15 protein-coding genes are annotated in these 18,947 nt (G+C 51.6%); 9 read left to right on the top strand and 6 right to left on the bottom strand.

The features are described from left to right. The first annotated feature begins 2 nt into the window (after positions 1-2). The 6 genes from ssnA (at position 3) to ghxQ (ending at position 9,330) form a co-directional block, all read left to right on the top strand. Entirely contained in the window at positions 3-1,331 is a 1,329-nt protein-coding gene (ssnA, locus tag HBM92_RS04940; RefSeq protein ID WP_000906282.1) for a putative aminohydrolase SsnA, read from the top strand. 50 nt (positions 1,332-1,381) lie between these two features. Then, positions 1,382-2,161 (top strand): molybdopterin-dependent oxidoreductase FAD-binding subunit, encoded by a 780-nt coding sequence (gene ygfM, locus HBM92_RS04935; protein ID WP_000572452.1) that lies wholly within the window; start codon positions 1,382-1,384, stop codon positions 2,159-2,161. Then, on the top strand, positions 2,158-5,028 hold the full coding sequence (locus HBM92_RS04930) for a molybdopterin-dependent oxidoreductase Mo/Fe-S-binding subunit (RefSeq protein WP_000583654.1): 2,871 nt from the start codon (positions 2,158-2,160) through the stop codon (positions 5,026-5,028). The genes ygfM and HBM92_RS04930 overlap by 4 nt, the downstream gene beginning before the upstream one ends. A gap of 164 nt (positions 5,029-5,192) precedes the next feature. Further along, positions 5,193-6,593 carry a xanthine/proton symporter XanQ gene (gene xanQ, locus HBM92_RS04925; RefSeq protein WP_001280192.1) on the top strand — a complete coding sequence of 467 codons (1,401 nt, stop codon included), beginning with the start codon at positions 5,193-5,195 and terminating at the stop codon, positions 6,591-6,593. 17 nt (positions 6,594-6,610) lie between these two features. Beyond that, positions 6,611-7,927, top strand: a complete 1,317-nt coding sequence (gene guaD / locus HBM92_RS04920; protein ID WP_000012245.1) for a guanine deaminase — start codon at positions 6,611-6,613, stop codon at positions 7,925-7,927. Between the two features lie 35 nt (positions 7,928-7,962). After that, complete coding sequence (gene ghxQ, locus HBM92_RS04915) at positions 7,963-9,330, top strand: guanine/hypoxanthine transporter GhxQ (RefSeq protein WP_000012167.1); 1,368 nt, start codon at positions 7,963-7,965, stop codon at positions 9,328-9,330. Between the two features lie 35 nt (positions 9,331-9,365). On the opposite strand, the gene HBM92_RS04910 is transcribed toward ghxQ, so the two are convergent. Together HBM92_RS04910 and ygfT are read right to left on the bottom strand one after the other, a co-directional pair. Next, positions 9,366-9,854: a 4Fe-4S dicluster domain-containing protein gene (locus HBM92_RS04910; protein ID WP_000838415.1), complete on the bottom strand. Its 489-nt coding sequence runs from the start codon at positions 9,852-9,854 to the stop codon at positions 9,366-9,368. Further along, entirely contained in the window at positions 9,854-11,773 is a 1,920-nt protein-coding gene (gene ygfT / locus HBM92_RS04905; protein WP_001363023.1) for a formate-dependent uric acid utilization protein YgfT, read from the bottom strand. The genes HBM92_RS04910 and ygfT overlap by 1 nt, the downstream gene beginning before the upstream one ends. A gap of 435 nt (positions 11,774-12,208) precedes the next feature. Between ygfT and uacT the strand changes: the two genes are divergently transcribed. Both uacT and yqfG read left to right on the top strand, forming a co-directional pair. After that, a complete protein-coding gene (gene uacT, locus HBM92_RS04900; RefSeq protein WP_001363024.1) occupies positions 12,209-13,657 on the top strand; it encodes a urate/proton symporter UacT in 1,449 nt (482 codons plus the stop codon). A gap of 1 nt (position 13,658) precedes the next feature. After that, positions 13,659-13,784 (top strand): protein YqfG, encoded by a 126-nt coding sequence (gene yqfG / locus HBM92_RS04895; protein WP_001050745.1) that lies wholly within the window; start codon positions 13,659-13,661, stop codon positions 13,782-13,784. On the opposite strand, the gene HBM92_RS04890 is transcribed toward yqfG, so the two are convergent. After that, a complete protein-coding gene (locus HBM92_RS04890; RefSeq protein ID WP_120795390.1) occupies positions 13,781-13,852 on the bottom strand; it encodes a protein YqfH in 72 nt (23 codons plus the stop codon). The two genes, yqfG and HBM92_RS04890, sit on opposite strands and share 4 nt — an antisense overlap. A gap of 54 nt (positions 13,853-13,906) precedes the next feature. Here HBM92_RS04890 and idi point away from each other — a divergent pair, with 54 nt between their 5' ends. Further along, positions 13,907-14,455: an isopentenyl-diphosphate Delta-isomerase gene (gene idi / locus HBM92_RS04885; RefSeq protein ID WP_001192799.1), complete on the top strand. Its 549-nt coding sequence runs from the start codon at positions 13,907-13,909 to the stop codon at positions 14,453-14,455. A 42-nt stretch (positions 14,456-14,497) separates the two neighbouring features. On the opposite strand, the gene lysS is transcribed toward idi, so the two are convergent. The 3 genes from lysS to recJ all read right to left on the bottom strand — a co-directional run bounded on the left by lysS (position 14,498) and on the right by recJ (position 18,947). Then, complete coding sequence (gene lysS, locus HBM92_RS04880) at positions 14,498-16,015, bottom strand: lysine--tRNA ligase (RefSeq protein ID WP_000003071.1); 1,518 nt, start codon at positions 16,013-16,015, stop codon at positions 14,498-14,500. Between the two features lie 9 nt (positions 16,016-16,024). Further along, positions 16,025-17,123 (bottom strand): peptide chain release factor 2 gene (gene prfB, locus HBM92_RS04875; RefSeq protein WP_001701073.1). Its coding sequence is split into 2 segments (ribosomal slippage): positions 16,025-17,047 and positions 17,049-17,123, totalling 1,098 coding nucleotides; the frame shifts between segments, so codons are not numbered across the junction. Between the two features lie 90 nt (positions 17,124-17,213). Beyond that, the gene (gene recJ, locus HBM92_RS04870; protein ID WP_000813189.1) at positions 17,214-18,947 is read right to left on the bottom strand and encodes a single-stranded-DNA-specific exonuclease RecJ; all 1,734 of its coding nucleotides are present in this window, start codon (positions 18,945-18,947) and stop codon (positions 17,214-17,216) included.

The following is an 18,947-nucleotide window of genomic DNA, read 5'->3' as shown; positions in this document are numbered from 1 at the left end:
TCATGTTGATTCTGAAGAATGTCACCGCAGTGCAGTTACACCCGGCGAAAGTGCAGGAAGGCGTTGATATCGCCATCGAAAATGATGTGATTGTCGCTATCGGCGATGCCCTGACGCAACGCTACCCCGATGCCAGCTACAAAGAGATGCATGGTCGGATTGTGATGCCGGGAATTGTCTGCTCGCATAACCATTTTTACTCGGGGCTTTCCCGCGGAATTATGGCAAACATCGCCCCCTGCCCGGATTTCATCTCAACGCTGAAAAATCTCTGGTGGCGGCTCGATCGCGCCCTTGATGAAGAGTCGCTCTATTACAGCGGACTGATTTGTTCCCTGGAAGCGATTAAGAGCGGATGTACATCGGTTATCGATCACCATGCCTCTCCAGCCTATATCGGCGGGTCGCTCTCCACATTGCGCGACGCATTTTTAAAAGTTGGCCTGCGCGCGATGACCTGTTTTGAAACTACTGACCGTAACAGCGGCATCAAAGAGTTGCAGGAAGGTGTAGAAGAAAACATCCGCTTCGCCCGTCAGATTGATGAGGCGAAGAAAGCAGCAACCGAGCCGTATCTGGTGGAAGCACATATCGGCGCTCACGCGCCGTTTACCGTACCGGATGCCGGTCTGGAGATGCTGCGTGAAGCCGTGAAAAGCACAGGTCGTGGTTTGCATATTCACGCTGCGGAAGACCTTTACGACGTTTCCTACAGTCACCATTGGTACGGCAAAGACCTGCTGGCACGACTGGCGCAATTCGATCTCATCGACAGCAAAACGCTGGTCGCTCATGGGCTGTACTTGTCGAAAGATGACATCGCCCTACTCAATCAGCGCGATGCGTTCCTGGTGCATAACGCCCGTTCAAACATGAACAACCATGTCGGCTACAACCATCACCTTAGCGACATCCGCAATCTGGCGTTGGGAACGGACGGCATTGGTTCGGACATGTTTGAAGAGATGAAATTTGCCTTCTTTAAACATCGCGATGCGGGTGGCCCGCTGTGGCCTGACAGTTTTGCCAAAGCACTGGCTAACGGCAACGAACTGATGAGCCGCAACTTTGGCGCGAAATTTGGGCTTCTGGAAGCCGGTTACAAAGCCGATTTAACCATTTGCGATTACAACTCGCCAACGCCGCTGCTGGCAGACAATATCGCCGGGCATATCGCTTTCGGTATGGGCTCAGGCAGCGTTCACAGCGTGATGGTCAATGGTGTGATGGTCTATGAAGACCGTCAGTTTAACTTCGATTGCGATTCCATTTATGCGCAAGCCAGAAAAGCCGCTGCCAGTATGTGGCGTCGGATGGATGCGCTGGCATAAATAACAGCTCCCCTCTTCTTTCAGAGAAGAGGGGAAATTAAGGAAAGACGATGATTGAACAATTTTTCAGACCCGACTCTGTCGAACAAGCGCTGGAACTGAAGCGCCGCTACCAGGATGAAGCCGTCTGGTTCGCCGGGGGCAGCAAACTCAACGCTACACCAACCCGTACCGATAAAAAGATTGCCATTTCCTTGCAGGATCTGGAGCTGGACTGGATTGACTGGGATAACGGTGCACTACGAATTGGCGCAATGTCTCGCTTGCAGTCACTGCGTGATGCACGATTTATTCCTGCAGCACTGCGTGAAGCTCTCGGTTTTGTTTACTCACGCCATGTTCGTAATCAGTCGACCATTGGTGGTGAAATCGCCGCCCGGCAGGAAGAGTCGGTGCTGCTTCCCGTCCTGCTGGCACTGGATGCTGAACTGGTTTTTGGCAACGGCGAAACGCTGTCAATCGAGGACTACCTGGCCTGCCCATGCGATCGCCTGTTAACCGAAATTATCATTAAAGATCCGTATCGTACCTGTGCGACCCGCAAAATTAGCCGTTCTCAGGCAGGTTTAACCGTCGTGACGGCAGCCGTTGCAATGACAGACCACGACGGTATGCGAATTGCGCTGGATGGCGTCGCCAGTAAAGCACTGCGTCTGCACGATGTCGAAAAACAAAATCTGGAAGGCAATGCACTTGAACAGGCTGTCGCCAACGCCATTTTCCCGCAGGAAGATTTGCGGGGCAGCGTGGCCTATAAACGCTATATCACGGGAGTTCTGGTAGCCGACCTGTATGCCGACTGCCAACAGGCTGGGGAGGAAGCCGTATGATCATCCACTTTACTTTAAATGGCGCGCCTCAGGAGCTAACCGTTAATCCAGGCGAAAACGTGCAAAAGCTGTTGTTTAACATGGGAATGCACTCTGTACGCAACAGCGATGATGGATTCGGGTTTGCCGGTTCTGACGCGATTATCTTTAACGGTAATATCGTTAACGCGTCCTTGCTTATCGCCGCACAGTTAGAGAAGGCAGATATTCGTACCGCAGAATCTCTGGGCAAATGGAATGAGTTAAGTCTGGTTCAACAGGCCATGGTTGATGTTGGCGTGGTGCAGTCTGGTTATAACGATCCAGCTGCGGCTCTGATTATCACCGATCTTCTCGATCGCATCGACGCACCTACCCGCGAAGAGATCGACGACGCGCTCTCAGGTCTGTTTAGCCGCGATGCAGGCTGGCAGCAATACTATCAGGTCATTGAACTGGCGGTTGCACGTAAAAATAATCCGCAGGCCACCATTGATATCGCTCCGACTTTCCGTGACGACCTTGAAGTCATTGGCAAGCATTATCCTAAAACTGATGCCGCGAAAATGGTGCAGGCGAAACCCTGCTATGTTGAAGATCGCGTAACGGCTGACGCCTGCGTCATTAAAATGTTACGTAGCCCACACGCTCACGCACTGATTACTCATCTGGATGTCAGCAAAGCTGAAGCCTTACCGGGCGTCGTTCACGTTATTACTCACCTGAATTGCCCGGATATTTACTATACCCCGGGTGGTCAGAGCGCACCGGAACCATCACCGCTTGACCGCCGTATGTTCGGCAAGAAAATGCGTCACGTCGGCGATCGCGTTGCTGCGGTAGTAGCCGAAAGTGAAGACATTGCGCTCGAAGCACTGAAGCTCATCGACGTTGAATATGAAGTGCTTAAGCCGGTAATGTCGATTGACGAGGCAATGGCGGAAGATGCGCCTGTCGTGCACGATGAACCGGTGGTGTATGTTGCTGGTGCGCCAGATACTCTGGAAGATGATAACAGCCATGCAGCCCAGCGCGGCGAGCATATGATCATCAACTTCCCGATCGGTTCTCGCCCACGCAAAAATATCGCTGCCAGTATTCATGGTCATATTGGCGATATGGACAAAGGCTTTGCCGATGCCGATGTGATCATTGAGCGAACCTATAACTCAACGCAGGCGCAGCAGTGCCCGACTGAAACACATATCTGCTTTACCCGTATGGACGGCGATCGTCTGGTGATCCACGCCTCCACCCAGGTACCATGGCACTTACGCCGCCAGGTCGCGCGCCTCGTGGGCATGAAACAACATAAAGTTCATGTCATTAAAGAACGTGTAGGCGGCGGTTTTGGCTCTAAACAGGACATCCTGCTGGAAGAAGTGTGCGCTTGGGCAACTTGCGTAACCGGGCGTCCGGTACTTTTCCGCTACACCCGTGAAGAAGAGTTTATTGCTAACACCTCTCGTCACGTAGCGAAAGTCACCGTCAAACTGGGCGCGAAAAAAGATGGTCGCCTGACGGCAGTGAAGATGGATTTCCGCGCCAACACGGGTCCTTACGGTAACCACTCACTCACCGTACCGTGTAACGGACCGGCGCTGTCGCTGCCGTTATATCCATGCGATAACGTCGATTTCCAGGTCACCACCTACTACAGCAACATTTGCCCAAATGGTGCTTATCAGGGTTATGGCGCACCGAAAGGTAACTTCGCTATCACCATGGCGTTAGCGGAACTGGCTGAACAGTTACAGATCGACCAACTGGAAATTATCGAACGTAACCGGGTACACGAAGGGCAAGAGCTGAAAATTCTCGGTGCAATCGGTGAAGGTAAAGCGCCGACCTCCGTTCCTTCCGCCGCCAGCTGCGCACTGGAAGAGATCCTGCGTCAGGGTCGCGAGATGATCCAATGGTCTTCACCAAAACCACAAAACGGTGACTGGCACATCGGTCGTGGCGTCGCCATTATCATGCAGAAATCGGGTATCCCGGATATCGATCAGGCTAACTGCATGATCAAACTGGAATCAGACGGTACCTTTATCGTTCATTCTGGCGGTGCGGATATTGGTACTGGTTTGGATACTGTGGTGACGAAACTGGCAGCAGAAGTGCTGCACTGCCCCCCGCAGGACGTGCATGTTATCTCCGGTGATACCGATCATGCGTTGTTTGATAAAGGCGCATATGCCTCGTCCGGTACTTGCTTCTCGGGTAACGCTGCGCGTTTGGCAGCGGAAAATCTGCGGGAGAAAATCCTGTTCCACGGCGCGCAAATGTTGGGTGAGCCAGTGGCAGATGTTCAACTAGCAACGCCGGGCGTCGTTCGCGGCAAGAAAGGCGAAGTTAGTTTCGGAGAGATAGCCCATAAAGGCGAAACCGGCACCGGCTTTGGTTCACTGGTGGGAACTGGCAGTTATATCACGCCTGATTTCGCCTTCCCGTATGGCGCAAACTTCGCTGAAGTTGCCGTCAACACGCGTACGGGTGAAATCCGCCTGGATAAATTCTACGCCTTGCTGGACTGCGGTACACCGGTCAATCCAGAGTTAGCGCTGGGACAAATCTACGGTGCCACCCTGCGTGCTATCGGCCACAGTATGAGCGAAGAGATCATTTATGACGCCGAAGGTCACCCGTTAACGCGTGATTTACGCAGTTACGGCGCACCGAAAATTGGTGACATTCCGCGTGATTTCCGCGCTGTGCTGGTGCCGAGCGACGATAAAGTCGGCCCATTCGGGGCGAAATCGATCTCGGAAATCGGTGTAAATGGCGCCGCTCCGGCGATTGCTACCGCAATTCACGATGCCTGCGGCATCTGGTTACGCGAATGGCATTTCACACCGGAGAAAATACTCACCGCGCTGGAAAAAATATAAGTAATAAATGGCCGCTTCGGCGGCCTGTTTCTCTGTTTGAACGATGACTAAATAGTGACTGCGAAAATGAGATAAGCCGTTCTCAAGGCGTCCTGCGCCCCAAATTCGTGGGAATTTATTTTACTAATTCAGATGATCAAATTTACTTTAAAAGGAGTGAAGGGATGTCTGATATAAACCATGCAGGTTCTGACCTTATATTTGAACTGGAGGATCGCCCTCCCTTTCATCAGGCTCTCGTAGGTGCCATTACCCATCTGTTGGCAATTTTCGTTCCGATGGTAACCCCCGCGTTAATCGTGGGTGCGGCCTTACAGCTTTCCGCTGAAACAACTGCCTATCTTGTTTCTATGGCGATGATCGCCTCTGGTATTGGTACCTGGTTACAAGTAAACCGCTACGGCATCGTCGGTTCTGGTTTACTTTCAATTCAGTCAGTCAATTTTTCATTTGTTACGGTCATGATTGCGCTGGGTAGCAGCATGAAAAGCGACGGTTTTCACGAAGAGTTAATCATGTCGTCGCTCCTCGGCGTCTCTTTCGTTGGCGCATTTCTGGTTGTCGGCTCTTCTTTTATCCTGCCCTATTTACGTCGGGTTATTACGCCTACCGTCAGCGGCATTGTGGTGCTGATGATCGGCTTAAGCCTGATTAAAGTCGGCATTATTGATTTTGGTGGAGGATTTGCAGCCAAAAGCAGCGGTACGTTCGGCAATTACGAACATCTCGGCGTTGGTTTATTGGTTTTGATTGTGGTGATCGGCTTTAACTGCTGTCGCAGTCCGTTGCTACGCATGGGAGGGATCGCCATTGGGCTATGTGTCGGCTATATCGCATCGTTATGCCTGGGCATGGTGGATTTCAGCAGTATGCGCAATTTGCCGTTAATCACCATCCCGCATCCGTTCAAATACGGCTTTAGTTTTAGCTTCCATCAGTTCCTGGTGGTTGGCACGATTTATCTGCTTAGCGTGCTGGAAGCTGTCGGCGATATCACCGCCACGGCAATGGTTTCCCGCCGTCCCATTCAGGGGGAAGAGTATCAGTCCCGACTGAAAGGCGGCGTGCTGGCAGATGGTCTGGTTTCTGTTATCGCCTCCGCTGTCGGTTCATTACCATTAACCACGTTTGCGCAAAATAATGGGGTTATTCAGATGACTGGCGTCGCTTCACGTTATGTCGGGCGAACCATCGCGGTAATGCTGGTTATCCTCGGCTTATTTCCGATGATTGGCGGCTTCTTCACGACCATTCCCTCAGCAGTTCTGGGAGGCGCAATGACGTTGATGTTTTCCATGATTGCCATCGCAGGGATTCGCATCATCATCACCAACGGTTTAAAGCGCCGAGAAACACTTATTGTCGCCACGTCTTTAGGTTTAGGGCTTGGCGTCTCCTACGATCCCGAAATTTTTAAAATATTGCCAGCCTCTATTTATGTATTAGTTGAAAACCCTATTTGTGCTGGCGGGTTAACTGCGATTTTATTAAATATTATCCTCCCTGGTGGCTACCGACAGGAAAACGTTCTGCCTGGTATTACCTCAGCGGAAGAGATGGATTAACAGTAAAGGAGTCAATGATGTCAGGAGAACACACGTTAAAAGCGGTACGAGGCAGTTTTATTGATGTCACCCGTACGGTCGATAACCCGGAAGAAATTGCCTCTGCGCTGCGGTTTATTGAGGATGGTTTATTACTCATTAAACAGGGAAAAGTGGAATGGTTTGGCGAATGGGAAGACGGAAAGCATCAAATTCCTGACACCATTCGCGTGCGCGACTATCGCGGCAAACTGATAGTACCGGGCTTTGTCGATACACATATCCATTATCCGCAAAGTGAAATGGTGGGGGCCTATGGTGAACAATTGCTGGAGTGGTTGAATAAACACACCTTCCCTACTGAACGTCGTTATGAGGATTTAGAGTACGCCCGCGAGATGTCGGCGTTCTTCATCAAGCAGCTTTTACGTAACGGAACCACCACGGCGCTGGTGTTTGGCACTGTTCATCCACAATCCGTTGATGCGCTGTTTGAAGCCGCCAGTCATATCAATATGCGTATGATTGCCGGTAAAGTGATGATGGACCGAAACGCACCGGATTATCTGCTCGACACTGCCGAAAGCAGCTATCACCAAAGCAAAGAACTGATTGAACGCTGGCACAAAAATGGTCGTCTGTTGTATGCGATTACGCCACGCTTCGCCCCTACCTCATCTCCTGAACAGATGGCGATGGCGCAACGCCTGAAAGAAGAATATCCGGATACATGGGTACATACCCATCTCTGTGAAAACAAAGATGAAATTGCCTGGGTGAAATTGCTTTATCCTGACCATGATGGTTATCTTGATGTTTACCATCAGTACGGCCTGACCGGTAAAAATTGTGTCTTTGCTCACTGCGTCCATCTCGAAGAAAAAGAGTGGGATCGTCTCAGCGAAACCAAATCCAGCATTGCTTTCTGTCCGACCTCCAACCTTTACCTCGGCAGCGGCTTATTCAACTTGAAAAAAGCATGGCAGAAGAAAGTCAAAGTGGGCATGGGAACAGATATCGGTGCCGGAACAACTTTTAACATGCTGCAAACGCTGAACGAAGCCTACAAGGTATTGCAATTACAAGGCTATCGCCTCTCGGCATATGAAGCGTTTTACCTGGCCACGCTCGGCGGAGCGAAATCTCTGGGCCTTGACGATTTGATTGGCAACTTTTTACCTGGCAAAGAGGCTGATTTCGTGGTGATGGAACCCACTGCCACTCCGCTACAGCAGCTGCGCTATGACAACTCTGTTTCTTTAGTCGACAAATTGTTCGTGATGATGACGTTGGGCGATGACCGTTCGATCTACCGCACCTACGTTGATGGTCGTCTGGTGTACGAACGCAACTAATAATAAAACTTTAACATCCTCGTGAGGACATCATTATGTCTGGAGACATCCTACAAACACCGGACGCACCAAAGCCACAGGGCGCGCTGGATAATTATTTTAAAATTACCGCTCGTGGCAGTACCGTTCGTCAGGAAGTACTGGCTGGCTTAACGACCTTTCTGGCCATGGTTTATTCCGTTATCGTCGTTCCGGGAATGCTGGGCAAAGCAGGTTTTCCTCCCGCAGCTGTGTTTGTTGCCACCTGTCTGGTCGCGGGCTTCGGCTCGTTGCTGATGGGGTTATGGGCCAATTTGCCAATGGCGATTGGTTGCGCTATTTCCTTGACGGCGTTTACCGCATTCAGTCTGGTACTCGGGCAACAAATTAGCGTTCCTGTCGCACTGGGCGCAGTCTTTCTGATGGGCGTCATCTTCACCGCTATTTCCGTAACCGGTGTGCGTACCTGGATCTTACGTAATTTGCCGATGGGGATCGCTCACGGTACAGGTATCGGTATCGGCCTGTTTCTGCTGCTGATTGCTGCTAACGGTGTGGGAATGGTTATCAAAAACCCGATTGAAGGCTTGCCAGTGGCGCTCGGTGCCTTTACCTCCTTCCCGGTGATGATGAGCTTACTGGGGCTGGCGGTCATCTTCGGTCTGGAAAAGTGCCGCGTACCCGGCGGGATCTTGTTGGTGATTATTGCAATTTCGATCATCGGCTTAATCTTTGACCCAGCGGTGAAGTACCACGGTCTGGTGGCGATGCCAAGCCTGACTGGCGAAGATGGTAAGTCTCTGATTTTCAGCCTCGATATTATGGGCGCACTCCAGCCAACTGTACTTCCGAGTGTACTGGCATTGGTGATGACCGCAGTGTTCGACGCCACTGGCACCATCCGTGCCGTCGCCGGTCAGGCGAATTTGTTGGATAAAGACAACCAGATCATCAACGGCGGCAAAGCCCTGACCAGTGACTCAGTAAGTTCAATATTCTCCGGCCTGGTGGGCGCAGCGCCCGCGGCGGTTTATATCGAATCAGCGGCAGGAACCGCCGCCGGGGGGAAAACCGGTTTAACCGCAACCGTGGTTGGTGTGTTGTTCCTGATGATTCTGTTTTTATCACCGTTATCGTTTCTGATCCCCGGTTATGCCACAGCTCCCGCACTGATGTACGTGGGTTTGCTGATGTTAAGCAACGTCTCGAAGCTGGATTTCAACGATTTTATTGACGCAATGGCTGGCCTGGTGTGTGCCGTGTTCATCGTTCTGACTTGTAATATCGTTACCGGTATTATGCTGGGCTTTGTAACACTGGTGGTGGGTCGCGTCTTTGCGCGCGAATGGCAAAAGCTGAATATTGGTACGGTGATCATTACTGCCGCACTGGTCGCGTTTTACGCGGGTGGTTGGGCAATCTAATAGATTCTCCGCGCCTTTCAGCGCGGAGATTTCTTTCACAGAGGATTCTCACTGCTGGCAACAATACGCTGCTGGCGGACTCGCCTGAGTTCTCTTTCAGTCAGCAACTGCAGCGCCTGTGTCGGGCAAGATTCAACGCAGGCTGGCCCCTCTTCCCGCTGTTCACAGAGATCGCATTTCACGATTTGTTGCCGGGTATCCCCCGGCAATGACTGAATGGTGATCATTCCAAACGGGCACGCACTGACGCAACTCTGACAGCCAATACAACGGGCAGAATTTGCCTGCACCACCTGCTCGCCCATCGTCAGCGCCCCCACGGGACAAGCGCCAACACAAGGGGCGTTTTCACACTGATGGCACATCACCGGCGCACTGATGCTATCCAGCCGTTGTACCTTCAGCCGGGGTAAAAAGATATCGGCATTCAACTCCTGTTCTGAAGGGTGAGCGACCACACAGGCCACTTCACAAGTACGGCAGCCAATACAGTCAGCCGGATTAACGATAATTAACGATTTCATCACGATGCCTTCGTATCAAACAGAGTTAACATATCGCGCGCCGCCTGCCTTCCTGCGGCCATTGCAGTGACAACCAGATCTGCGCCATGAACTGCATCACCACCAGCAAAGACTTTTTTCAGATGCGTCTGGGTGGGTAAATACCCGACGTCGCCGGTTTGAATCAGGCCCCATTTATCGAGTTTAATTCCGCTGCCCTGCAACCACGGCATGGTATGTGCCTGGAAACCAAAGGCCATAATGAGAACATCGGCGGGCAATTCAAACTCTGAACCCGCAACCGGACGAGGACGACGGCGGCCATCCGGCCCCGGCTCACCCATAGCGGTACGAATCAGGCCCACCGCCGTTAAGCGTCCATCTTCATCACAAGCGATATATTGCGGCTGAACATTGAACTGAAACTCAACACCTTCCTCGCGGGCATTGACCACCTCTTTGCGCGAACCCGGCATACTGACTTCATCACGACGATACGCACAGGTCACGCTGGCAGCATTAAGGCGGATGGAAGTCCGCAAACAATCCATTGTCGTATCGCCACCGCCCAATACCACAACTCGCTTACCTTCCACATCCGTCAGCGGATACTCTGCAGACTCCGGCAATCCCATGAGCTGGCGGGTATGGGCGGTCAGGAACGGTAACGCCTGAATGACACCAGGCGCATCTTCATGCGGCAGATCTGCTCGCATCATCCCGTAAGTCCCCACGCCGAGGAAAACAGCATCATATTCCGCCGTTAATTCGTTGAAAGAGATATCGCGGCCAATTTCACAGTTGAGATGGAAATCGATTCCCATTGCGGTGAATATCTCTCGCCGCTGGCTTAATACCGTTTTATCGAGTTTGAAAGGAGGAATGCCAAAAGTCAGCATACCGCCAATTTCTGGATGGCGATCAAAGACATCAACCTGAACTCCCGCGCGCGCCAGAATATCAGCACACCCTAATCCTGCAGGTCCAGCGCCAATCACCGCCACTTTTTCGCTACGGGGAACAACTTTGCTGACATCGGGACGCCAGCCCATCGCCAGCGCAGTATCGGTGATGTAGCGTTCCAGATTACCGATAGAGACTGCGCCAGAGTGATCTTTCAAAGTACATGCACCTTCACAAAGACGGTCCTGTGGACATACCCTGCCGCAGATTTCGGGTAAGGAACTGGTCTGGTGGCAAAGTTCTGCCGCTTCAATAATCTTTCCTTCCTGTACCAGACGGATGTAATCCGGAATAGCGTTATGCAGCGGACAATGCCAGTTGCAGTTAGCTTTTTCGGCACAATAAACACAGCGGTCACTCTCATAAGTCGCTTGTTGTGGATCCAGCCCGCAATAGATTTCGCCAAAGTGGGTTTTCCGTTCACTCGCTGAAATTTTATCTGCGCCTTTACGCGAGTTAACGGGGAGCAACGCTGCACTGCGAGATGGCTGAGCGTCTGATGACGCTTTTCCTGCTGCCGTTTTGCGCTGGCGGGCCACCTTTATCTGCTGCAACCCTTTATCGTCCATCAGCCGTAACGCCTGTGTTGGGCAGACGTCAATACAGGCTTGCGTGCCGGAACTGCGCTGGTTACAAAGGTCGCATTTCTGTGCAATCGTATCGACCATCTCAACGACGCCAAAGGGGCAAGCGATTGCGCATCTTTTACAACCAATACATTTTTGCTCGTCCAGTTGTACGCTATCGGACTGGAAAGTCAGAGCATTAACCGGACAAGCCGTAACGCAAGGGGCATTGTTGCAGTGATGGCAGGCCACCGGATTCGCAGCCTGGCCTTTCCCTACAACGTGGATACGCGGTCGAAAGTCACTGTGACTCAGCGGCCAGTTTTCTTGATTATGTGCCACCGCACAGGCAATTTCACAAGCATGGCAGCCTATACATTCCGCAGCTTCAGCAGCGATAAACTTATTCATTTGCATCCCTTTCATTTAATGAGTTATGTCTTCTCAAATTTCGCGATGCAATAAACGGGCATATATTAGGTAGCATGACCGTTTTAATTATAATTTTGCAACTGAGTTCAAATTATTGCCCCTCAATCTATGCCGCTTTCATTATTTCAACATTGCCGATCAAAAGAATGCTATCCAGATAAAAACGATTAAATGCGAGAGTGCGACATGCCAGAATGATTAATGAAATATCAATATGAGAAAATTACAGATAATTCCATTGTCAGGTTCTCTTCTCATTTTCGTGGTTTAACCACGATTATGTGATTGCCTCCGCAATTCCTGTCTCTAACTCCCCTTCCTCGCAAAAACTGGCACTCCACGAGCATGTGTTTAGACAGTTTCATGAACATAAACGGTTGCTTTTTACTCTGGCGGGCGAAAGGAGAAACACTGATGAGCGCCATAGATTCCCAACTTCCCTCATCTTCTGGGCAAGACCGCCCAACTGATGAGGTTGACCGCATATTATCACCAGGAAAGCTGATCATACTCGGTCTGCAACACGTCCTTGTCATGTACGCAGGTGCAGTCGCTGTTCCTCTTATGATTGGTGACCGACTCGGCCTATCAAAAGAAGCTATTGCGATGCTCATTAGCTCGGATCTCTTTTGCTGCGGGATCGTCACATTATTGCAATGTATCGGTATCGGCCGCTTTATGGGGATCCGCCTGCCGGTGATTATGTCGGTGACCTTCGCCGCTGTAACACCAATGATAGCTATTGGTATGAACCCGGATATCGGCCTGCTGGGGATATTCGGTGCCACTATCGCCGCGGGTTTTATCACCACATTATTAGCGCCACTTATCGGTCGCTTGATGCCTTTATTCCCGCCACTGGTTACCGGTGTGGTGATTACTTCTATCGGGCTTAGCATCATTCAGGTGGGTATTGACTGGGCCGCCGGAGGTAAAGGGAATCCGCAATATGGTAATCCCGTTTATTTAGGTATCTCCTTTGCCGTCTTAATTTTTATCTTGCTCATTACTCGCTATGCGAAAGGATTTATGTCCAACGTCGCCGTATTACTGGGGATTGTATTTGGCTTTTTACTTTCGTGGATGATGAATGAAGTCAATTTATCCGGGCTACATGATGCTTCATGGTTTGCGATTGTCACGCCGATGTCATTTGGTATGCCGATTTTCGATCCCGTTTCCATTCTGACCATGACTGCCGTGTTAATCATCGTGTTTATCGAGTCGATGGGGATGTTCCTGGCACTGGGTGAAATAGTCGGTCGTAAACTCTCTTCACACGATATTATTCGCGGGCTGCGTGTCGATGGTGTAGGGACAATGATAGGCGGAACGTTTAACAGCTTCCCCCACACGTCATTTTCTCAAAACGTTGGCCTGGTTAGCGTGACGCGCGTTCATAGCCGCTGGGTGTGCATTGCTTCCGGTATCATTTTGATCCTGTTCGGCATGGTGCCCAAAATGGCGGTGCTGGTGGCCTCGATTCCGCAATTTGTGCTGGGCGGCGCGGGGCTGGTGATGTTCGGCATGGTACTGGCGACAGGGATTCGAATTCTGTCGCGCTGTAACTACACCACTAACCGTTACAACCTCTATATTGTGGCGATCAGTCTCGGTGTTGGCATGACGCCAACGCTCTCTCACGATTTCTTTTCTAAGTTACCGGCCGTACTGCAACCGTTGCTGCATAGCGGCATTATGCTCGCAACCCTTAGCGCCGTTGTGCTGAACGTCTTCTTTAATGGCTACCAGCATCATGCTGACCTGGTGAAGGAATCCGTCTCTGATAAAGATTTAAAAGTCAGGACAGTACGTATGTGGCTTCTGATGCGCAAGCTGAAGAAAAATGAGCATGGAGAATAATATGAATCTTTTAATGCGCGCTATATTCAGTCTGCTGTTGCTTTTTACTCTCTCTATTCCTGTCATTTCTGATTGTGTTGCAATGGCCATTGAAAGTCGCTTCAAATATATGATGCTGCTTTTTTAAATGGTTTTTACCTGTCGACATCCGCTCAAAACGGGCGGTTGTCGATAAACGCTCACTTGGTTAATCATTTCACTCTTCTATTATCTATAATGATGAGTGATCAGAATTACATGTGAGAAATTATGCAAACGGAACACGTCATTTTATTGAATGCACAGGGAGTTCCCACGGGTACGCTGGAAAAGTATGCCGCACACACGGCAGACACCCTCTTACATCTCGCGTTTTCCAGTTGGCTGTTTAATGCCAAAGGGCAATTATTAGTTACCCGCCGCGCCCTTAGCAAAAAAGCATGGCCTGGCGTGTGGACTAACTCGGTTTGTGGGCACCCACAACTGGGAGAAAGCAACGAAGAGGCGGTGATCCGCCGTTGCCGTTATGAGCTTGGCGTAGAAATTACGCCTCCTGAATCTATCTATCCTGACTTTCGCTATCGCGCCACCGATCCGAATGGCATTGTGGAAAATGAAGTGTGTCCGGTATTTGCCGCACGCACCACCAGTGCGTTACAGATCAACGATGATGAAGTGATGGATTATCAATGGTGTGATTTAGCAGATGTATTACGCGGTATTGATGCCACGCCGTGGGCATTCAGTCCGTGGATGGTGATGCAGGCGACAAATCGCGAAGCCAGAAAACGATTATCTGCATTTACCCAGCTTAAATAAAAAACCCCGACATTTGCCGGGGTTGTGAGCATAACGTAATGCTTATTTCACCGGACGCATCGCCGGGAACAGAATAACGTCGCGGATGGTATGGCTGTTGGTGAACAGCATTACCATACGGTCGATACCAATTCCCAGACCGGCTGTCGGTGGTAAGCCATGTTCCAGTGCGGTGACATAATCTTCGTCGTAGAACATCGCTTCGTCGTCACCTGCATCTTTCGCGGCAACCTGATCCAGGAAGCGCTGCGCCTGATCTTCCGCGTCATTCAGTTCGCTAAAGCCGTTACCGATTTCACGCCCACCAATGAAGAACTCAAAGCGGTCTGTGATTTCCGGGTTAACGTCGTTACGACGCGCCAGAGGAGAAACTTCTGCCGGATATTCAGTAATGAAGGTCGGCTGGATCAGATGTGCTTCTGCCACTTCTTCGAAGATCTCGGTAACGATACGGCCCAGACCCCAGCTTTTCTCAACGTGGATGCCGATAGATTCAGCAATCGCTTTCGCAGAGTCGAAGTTGTCCAGATCCGCCATGTCAGTTTCCGGGCGATATTTCTTGATCGCTTCACGCATGGTCAGTTTTTCGAACGGTTTACCGAAGTCCAGCGTTACGTCGCCGTAGGTCACTTCCGTCTTACCGAGAATATCCTGTGCCAGAGTACGGAACAGCGATTCGGTCAGCTCGATAAGATCTTTGTAATCTGCGTAAGCCATATAGAGTTCCATCATGGTGAACTCTGGGTTATGACGTACGGAAATACCTTCGTTACGGAAGTTACGGTTGATTTCGAATACACGCTCGAAGCCACCGACCACCAGACGCTTGAGGTACAGTTCCGGCGCGATACGCAGGTACATGTCGAGATCCAGCGCGTTATGGTGAGTGATAAACGGACGCGCAGCGGCACCGCCAGGGATCACCTGCATCATCGGCGTTTCAACTTCCATAAAGCCGCGGTTCACCATGAACTGGCGAATACCAGAGAGGATCTGCGAGCGCACTTTAAAGGTGTTGCGGGATTCATCGTTAGAGATGAGATCCAGATAACGCTGACGATAGCGCGCTTCCTGATCCTGCAAGCCGTGGAATTTATCCGGCAGCGGACGCAGTGCTTTGGTCAGCAGACGCAGCTCGGTACAGTGGATAGACAGTTCGCCGGTTTTGGTTTTGAACAGTTTACCTTTCGCGCCGAGGATATCGCCGAGGTCCCATTTTTTGAACTGCTCGTTGTAAACGCCTTCCGGCAGATCGTCACGGGCAACGTACAACTGAATGCGACCGCCAACGTCCTGCAGGGTAACGAAAGACGCTTTACCCATAATACGACGGGTCATCATGCGGCCAGCAACGGCGACTTCGATGTTCAGCGCTTCCAGTTCTTCGTTCTCTTTACCGTCGAATTCTGCGTGCAATTGGTCAGAGGTATGATCGCGACGGAAATCGTTCGGGAAGGCAATCCCCTGCTCACGCAGGTTCGCCAGCTTCTCACGACGCGTTTTCAGTTCATTGTTAAGATCGACTACCGCGTCAGCGCCCTGTGCGTGTTGTTCAGACATGTTGGTTCCTCATAACCCTGCTTTCAAACTTGCTTCGATAAATTGATCCAGGCTGCCGTCCAGCACGGCCTGCGTGTTGCGGGTTTCTACCCCGGTACGCAGATCTTTAATGCGGGAGTCATCAAGGACATAAGAACGAATCTGGCTGCCCCAGCCGATGTCGGATTTATTGTCTTCCATCGCCTGTTTCTCGGCATTTTTCTTCTGCATCTCCAGTTCATAAAGCTTCGCTTTCATCTGCTTCATGGCCTGGTCTTTGTTCTTGTGCTGGGAACGGTCGTTCTGGCACTGAGTCACGATCCCGGTCGGGATGTGAGTAATACGCACCGCAGATTCGGTACGGTTAACGTGCTGACCGCCCGCGCCGGACGCGCGATAAACGTCAATGCGCAGATCCGCCGGATTGATTTCGATATCGATATCGTCATCAACTTCCGGGTAAACAAACGCGGAGCTGAACGACGTGTGGCGACGACCGCCGGAGTCAAACGGGCTCTTACGCACCAGGCGGTGAACGCCAGTTTCTGTACGCAGCCAGCCGTAAGCGTAATCGCCGGAGATTTTGATCGTTACGGATTTAATACCCGCCACTTCACCTTCCGACTCTTCGATAATTTCAGTTTTGAAACCACGCGATTCTGCCCAGCGCAGATACATACGCTCAAGCATGCTCGCCCAGTCCTGTGCTTCCGTACCGCCAGACCCCGCCTGAATATCGAGGTAGCAGTCGGCGCTGTCATATTCGCCAGAGAACATACGGCGGAACTCAAGCTGCGCCAGTTTTTCTTCCAGGGCGTCGAGTTCAGCAACGGCTTCGTTAAAGGTTTCTTCGTCGTCAGCTTCTACAGCCAGTTCCAGCAGACCAGAAACATCTTCCAGCCCCTGTTTCATTTGGTCGAGGGTGTCGACAACGGCTTCGAGGGAGGAACGCTCTTTACCCAGCGCCTGTGCGCGTTCGGGTTCGTTCCAGACATCCGGCTGTTCCAGCTCGGCGTTTACTTCTTCCAGACGCTCTTTCTTGGCGTCGTAGTCAAAGATACCCCCTAAGAACGTCGGAGCGTTCCGTGAGGTCCTGAATGCGATTATTTACCGGATTAATTTCAAACATGGTCTGATTTCTTTTATTGAGCTAGTCAAAATGCGGTGATAAGAGCGGGATTGTACCCAATCCACGCTCTTTTTTATAGAGAAGATGACGCTAAATTGGCCAGATATTGTCGATGATAATTTGCAGGCTGCGGTTGCCGCGAAACTCGTTGATATCGAGCTTGTAAGCCAGTTGCACTTCGCGCACACCGTTATCCGGCCAGAGGGCGGTATCGACATTAAAAGCAATCCCGTCCAGCAGTGGACCGCCGCCGACCGGTTCGACCATCACCTTCAAATGACGCTCGCCCACCAGCCGCTGTTGCAACAGACGGAAATGACCGTCAAACAACGGTTCCGGGAACATCTGCCCCCACGGGCCAGCATCACGCAACAGCTGCGCCACTTCCATGGTCATCTCTGCCGCACTTAATGGGCCGTCTGATACCACTTCCCCTTGCAATAAAGAAGGATCTAACCACTCGGTAACCAGTTCGCCAAAGCGTTGCTGAAAGAGTTCGAATTTATCCTCTTCCAGCGACAATCCTGCCGCCATCGCATGGCCGCCAAACTTGAGCATCATGCCGGGGTAAAGCGTGTCTAGCCGCTCCAGCGCATCGCGCATATGCAGCCCCTGAATGGAGCGACCGGAACCTTTCAGCGTACCGTCGCCCGCAGGCGCAAAGGCGATAACCGGACGGTGAAAACGCTCTTTGATACGCGATGCCAGAATGCCAACAACGCCCTGATGCCATTCAGGGTGATACATTGCCAGCCCACCTGGCAGCGTGTCGCGGCTACGTTCCAGCTTCTCGCACAGAGTGAGCGCTTCAACCTGCATTCCCTGTTCGATCTCTTTACGTGTTTGGTTTAGTGCATCGAGTTCATTCGCCAGCACACGCGCTTCGCCAATGTTGTCACACAACAACAGCGCCACGCCAACGGACATATCGTCCAGTCGCCCGGCAGCATTGAGACGTGGCCCCAGCGCAAAACCTAAATCGCTGGCGGCGAGTTTTTGTGGATCGCGATTGGCCACTTCCAGCAGCGCTTTAATCCCCGGACGGCACTTTCCGGCACGGATGCGACTCATCCCCTGCCAGGTCAGAATGCGATTATTAGCGTCCAGCGGCACGACGTCCGCCACTGTCCCCAACGCTACCAGATCCAGCAGTTCTGCCAGATTAGGAATTGCGATGCCGCGCTCATCAAACCAGCCCTGATCGCGCAAAAAGGTGCGCAGCGCCAGCATCAGATAAAACGCCACACCCACGCCTGCCAGTGATTTCGACGGGAAATTACAGTCGCGCAAGTTAGGGTTAATGATCGCTTCCGCTGCGGGTAATGTGTCGCCTGGCAAATGGTGATCGGTAACAATAACCGGAATGCCCAACGAACGAGCGTGTTCAACCCCCGCATGGGAGGAAATACCGTTATCCACCGTGACAATTAACTGCGCGCCACGGGCATGAGCCTGATCGACTACTTCCGGGCTTAAGCCGTAACCGTCTTCGAAACGGTTTGGAACCAGGTAGTCGATATTGCTGCAACCAAGCGAGCGCATCGCCAGCACGCTTAGAGCCGTGCTGGTCGCACCGTCGGCGTCGAAATCACCGACCACAATAATCCGCGTTCCTTCGCGAAAAGCGTTGTAAAGGATCTCAACGGCCTTTTCGACGCCGCTCAGTTGCTGCCAGGGCAGCATGCCTTTAACACTGCGTTCCAGTTCCTGCGCGCTACGCACACCCCGGCTGGCATATAAACGGCGCAGCAAGGGAGGCAATTCAGCGGGCAAGTCGGCCGTTTCATCGACTTCTCGGCGACGAAGTTGTATCTGTTGTTTCAC

Origin of the sequence: Escherichia sp. E.sYA108 (assembly GCF_011754335.1) — a bacterium.
GTDB classification, from domain to species: Bacteria; Pseudomonadota; Gammaproteobacteria; order Enterobacterales; family Enterobacteriaceae; genus Escherichia; species Escherichia coli.
Note: the sequence above shows the minus strand (reverse complement) of the source record. Positions and strands in the feature narration are given on the sequence as shown.

What these genes read in the sequence shown, in the direction of transcription:
- ssnA (WP_000906282.1), top strand. Translation starts at nt 3, where the DNA reads ATGTTGATTCTGAAGAATGTCACCGCAGTGCAGTTACACCCGGCGAAA.
- ygfM (WP_000572452.1), top strand. Translation starts at nt 1,382, where the DNA reads ATGATTGAACAATTTTTCAGACCCGACTCTGTCGAACAAGCGCTGGAA.
- HBM92_RS04930 (WP_000583654.1), top strand. Translation starts at nt 2,158, where the DNA reads ATGATCATCCACTTTACTTTAAATGGCGCGCCTCAGGAGCTAACCGTT.
- xanQ (WP_001280192.1), top strand. Translation starts at nt 5,193, where the DNA reads ATGTCTGATATAAACCATGCAGGTTCTGACCTTATATTTGAACTGGAG.
- guaD (WP_000012245.1), top strand. Translation starts at nt 6,611, where the DNA reads ATGTCAGGAGAACACACGTTAAAAGCGGTACGAGGCAGTTTTATTGAT.
- ghxQ (WP_000012167.1), top strand. Translation starts at nt 7,963, where the DNA reads ATGTCTGGAGACATCCTACAAACACCGGACGCACCAAAGCCACAGGGC.
- HBM92_RS04910 (WP_000838415.1), bottom strand. Translation starts at nt 9,854, where the DNA reads ATGAAATCGTTAATTATCGTTAATCCGGCTGACTGTATTGGCTGCCGT.
- ygfT (WP_001363023.1), bottom strand. Translation starts at nt 11,773, where the DNA reads ATGAATAAGTTTATCGCTGCTGAAGCTGCGGAATGTATAGGCTGCCAT.
- uacT (WP_001363024.1), top strand. Translation starts at nt 12,209, where the DNA reads ATGAGCGCCATAGATTCCCAACTTCCCTCATCTTCTGGGCAAGACCGC.
- yqfG (WP_001050745.1), top strand. Translation starts at nt 13,659, where the DNA reads ATGAATCTTTTAATGCGCGCTATATTCAGTCTGCTGTTGCTTTTTACT.
- idi (WP_001192799.1), top strand. Translation starts at nt 13,907, where the DNA reads ATGCAAACGGAACACGTCATTTTATTGAATGCACAGGGAGTTCCCACG.
- lysS (WP_000003071.1), bottom strand. Translation starts at nt 16,015, where the DNA reads ATGTCTGAACAACACGCACAGGGCGCTGACGCGGTAGTCGATCTTAAC.